1 protein-coding gene is annotated in these 302 nt (G+C 43.4%); it reads left to right on the top strand.

Annotation, left to right across the window (positions count from 1 at the left end; genetic code table 11):
• A partial coding sequence (locus tag AAEZ02_RS22120; protein ID WP_351125143.1) for a zinc ribbon domain-containing protein occupies positions 1-302 on the top strand: 302 nt, incomplete at both ends.

Here is a 302-nt window from a genome sequence, read left to right on the forward strand (position 1 = left end):
TGATCACTTCGCTGACTAAATACAAAGTTGAATTGAATGGCGGTATTTACCATGAAATTGGTCGGTTTGTGAAATCGACAGGCATTTGTTATCAATGCAAACACCCGCACAAGTTTGGCCTTATCGTGCGAGAATTTGCCTGCGAAAGCTGCGGTTTAGTCCAGTGCAGAGATTTAGCGGCAGCTAAGTCTATCGAGAACACAGGCGAAAATGATTTAATGGCGACTGGGATAGTCGCCAGGGTAACCCCCAAATTTCAGCAGAAAACATCGATTAAAACGAAAGTCTTTGAGCTATCAAAG

Source organism: Shewanella sp. T24-MNA-CIBAN-0130 (assembly GCF_040310185.1).
Taxonomy (GTDB): domain Bacteria; phylum Pseudomonadota; class Gammaproteobacteria; order Enterobacterales; family Shewanellaceae; genus Shewanella; species Shewanella psychromarinicola.